General features: G+C 70.8%; 4 protein-coding genes. All 4 read left to right on the forward strand.

What is annotated here, in order from left to right:
• The coding region (locus WA805_RS01125; protein WP_425241439.1) for an AMP-binding protein at positions 1–1137 on the forward strand (1137 nt) is incomplete at its 5' end.
• Positions 1134–2102, forward strand: a complete 969-nt coding sequence (locus tag WA805_RS01130) for a ketopantoate reductase family protein (protein ID WP_422275534.1) — start codon at positions 1134–1136, stop codon at positions 2100–2102. The genes WA805_RS01125 and WA805_RS01130, both read left to right, overlap by 4 nt.
• Positions 2099–2737, forward strand: coding sequence for a muconolactone Delta-isomerase family protein (locus tag WA805_RS01135; RefSeq protein ID WP_425241440.1), 639 nt, complete (start codon positions 2099–2101; stop codon positions 2735–2737). The genes WA805_RS01130 and WA805_RS01135 overlap by 4 nt, the downstream gene beginning before the upstream one ends.
• A 164-nt stretch (positions 2738–2901) precedes the next feature.
• Positions 2902–3313, forward strand: a 412-nt coding sequence (locus WA805_RS01140; RefSeq protein ID WP_425241441.1) for a hypothetical protein, incomplete at its 3' end; no start/stop codon positions are given.

Raw genomic sequence — 3313 nt, forward strand, 5'->3', positions numbered from 1 at the left:
GCCGAGACCCAGGTGGCCGCCAGCTCAATGGGCATGCGGGACGCTCTCCTGCAGGTCGACGACGAGGCCGGCGAGCCGGTCGAGGACGCCGGCGACCCCGGCGCGCTGGCGCTGCTGCTGCACACCAGCGGCACCACCAGCAAGCCGAAGACCGTGCCGATCCGGCAGCGTAACCTCATCGCGTCGACGGGCGTGATCGCACGGGGCTACGGCCTGCACGGCGACGACGTGACGATGTGCGTCATGCCGCTGTTCCACGTGCACGGCCTGGTCGCCACGGTGCTGGCCACGCTGTCGACCGGCGGCACTGTCGTGCTGCCACGGTTCCGGCCGTCTACGTTCTGGGACGACGTCGCCAGCCACGGCGCGACCTGGTACACGGCGGTCCCGACCATCCACGCGCGGCTGCTCACGCGGGCCCGCGAACTGCCCCGGGCGCCAAGGCACAACCTCAGGTTCGTCCGCTCCTGCTCGGCGCCGTTGCCCACGGTCCTGTGGCGGCGCTACGAGGACGCGATCGGCGCCCCGCTCGTGGAGGCGTACGGGATGACGGAGGCGGCCCATCAGATGTCGTCGAACCCGCTGCCGCCCGCGGAACGCCGGCCGGGCACGGTCGGGCGGGCGACCGGCGTCGAGATCACCCCGCTCGACGATGACTGGCGTCCGGTGCCAGCCGGGGAGGACGGCGAGGTAGCGGTGCGCGGCCCGTCCGTCGTCGACCAGTATCTCGACAACCCGGCGGCGACCGCGGCCTCGTTCCGCGACGGCTGGTTCCGCACCGGCGACGTCGGCAAGCTCAGCGCGGACGGCTACCTTACGCTGGTCGGCCGGGTGAAGGAGCTCATCAACCGGGCAGGAGAGAAGATCTCGCCCTACGAGGTCGAGGAGGCGCTGCTCAGCCATCCCGCGGTCGCCGAGGCCGCGGTGTACCCGATGCCCGACGAGAAGTACGGCGAGCAAGTGGGCGCCGTTGTCGTGCTCCAGGGCGAGGCCACGCCTAAGGAGCTCACCGCGCACTGCGCGGATCGCCTGGCCGCCTTCAAGCGCCCGGCGCTGGTGACGATCCTGCCGGAGATCCCGAAGGGACCGACGGGCAAGGTGCAGCGGCGCAACCTGGCGGGGCTGGTGGCGCGGTGAAGGTCGCGGTCGTCGGCGCCGGGGCGATCGGCGCGTACGTCGGCGCGGCACTGGACCGCGGCGGCGCGGAGGTCCACCTGATCGCGCGCGGCAAGCACCTGGAGGCCATGCGGGAGCGCGGCGTCACCGTGCTCAGCCCGCGCGGCGACTTCCACGCGAAGCCGCACGCCACGGCCGATCCCGGCGAGATCGGCCCGGTCGATATCGTGTTCCTCGGCTTGAAGGCGTACAGCTACGCCGACGCGGGCCCGCTGCTGAAACCGCTGCTGGGACCCGGCACCGGCGTCGTCGCCGCGCAGAACGGCATCCCGTGGTGGTACTTCTATGGCCTGCCCGGCCCCTATGAGGGCCGCCGCGTCGAGGCGGTCGACCCGGGCGGCGCGGTCTCCGCCGTGATCCCGCCCGCGCACGCCATCGGCTGCGTGGTCTACAGCTCGACCGAGATCGAGTCCCCAGGGGTGATCCGGCACGTCGAGGGGACCCGGTTCTCCATCGGAGAGCCTGACGGCACGATCTCCGGCCGCTGCACCGCGTTCAGCCAGGCGATGACCGCGGGCGGCCTGAAATGCCCGGTCGAGAAGAACCTGCGCTCCGACATCTGGCTCAAGCTGCTCGGCAACGTGGCGTTCAACCCGATCAGCGTCCTGACCCGCGCGACGATGGGCGAGATCGCCGCCCACCCGGGCACGCGTGAGCTGGTGCTGGCCATGATGCGGGAGGCGGCCGAGGTCGCCGCCAGCCTCGGCAGCCCGCCGAAGATCTCGATCGAGCGCCGGTTCGAGGGCGCCGCGAAGGTAGGCGACCACAAGACGTCGATGCTGATGGACTACGAGGCGGGCAAGCCGCTGGAGTCCGGCACCCTGCTCAGGGCGCCCGTCGAACTAGCCCGCCTCACCGGCGTGCCCGCACCGAACCTGGAAATGGTAGCTGCCCTCATCGACCTGCTCACCCGCCAAGGAGCATGATGGAGTACCTGGTCACCATGACCACTCACGTCCCGGCGGGGACACCGGACGAAGCCGTCGCCGACGTCCGGGCGCGCGAAGCCGCGCACACGCGCGAGCTCGCCGCGCAAGGACACATTCTCAGGCTCTGGCGGCCGCCGCTCGCGCCTGGTGAGTGGCGCACGCTCGGCCTGTTCGCCGCCGCCGACGGCGACGAGCTGCAGCGAGTCCTCGCGTCGATGCCGCTGCGCGTGTGGCGGACCGACGAGGTCACCCCGCTGGGACCGCATCCCAACGACCCCGGCGCGCCGCGTGACCGGGCGGCCGGGGACCGTCCGTCGGGCACGGAATCCCTGACGGTGTTCACCGTCGTCTTCCCCGACGGCACTCCCCGCGAAGTGGTCGAACAGGCCACGCGAGGTGAGGCACACAGCGCACATGGGTTCGGTGCACAAGGTCACCTGATCCGGCTCTGGGCCCTGCAGTCGGAGGACAGCGCCTGGCGCGCGCTAGGCCTGTGGCGCGCCGAGGACGAAGCCCAGCTGACGCGGATGCTGGATTCGCTGCCGCTGGACCCCTGGATGACGGTGCAGACCACGCCGCTGACGCCGCACCCGAGCGACCCGGGCGTCAACACGTCATCCATCACACGTTGAGCTCGTCCCGGTGTACTCCGGCGACGAGAATTCCTGGCGATATCTTGGTGCTATCAGTTGTATAAACTAGAACACCTGTGCTAGCCTAGTAATAGGCCACAAGAGTGGCGCGGACGATGAGAGGCAGGCGGTTGACTACGGCATAACCGGGAGGAGGTGGCCAGATGGGCGTCGCCGATGCTTTGCGGATGATGAACGCCGGCCTGGACTACCTCAACGGCCCGGGTGCCGCGGACCTGGACCCTGCCGCGTGCGGCACCGTGCTGCGGTCGCTGGGTGAGATCGAGGCGAAGTTCACCGCGGCGCACGCGTCGGTGCTGGCCCGGTTCGACGCCGCTGACGCGCACGACAGCGACGGGTACGGTAACTCCGCCGCGTGGCTGATGGCGATGACCGACATGACCCGCCCGGACGCCAGGACCAAGGTGCGGCGGATGCGGCTGCTGCGTGACCAGCCTGCCATGGCCGGCGCTCTCGTCAGCGCGGACATCTCCAAGTCGCAGGCGCTGGCCATCGCCGACTGGACCAGGAAGCTCCCGGTCGAGCTGCGCGCCGAGACCATCACGATCCTGGTGC

The sequence above is a fragment of the Trebonia sp. genome (assembly GCF_049794275.1).
GTDB lineage: Bacteria > Actinomycetota > Actinomycetes > Streptosporangiales > Streptosporangiaceae > Trebonia.

Excerpts from the sequence above, each read along its gene's own strand:
- WA805_RS01135 (WP_425241440.1), top strand. The coding sequence starts at position 2,099 with ATGATGGAGTACCTGGTCACCATGACCACTCACGTCCCGGCGGGGACA.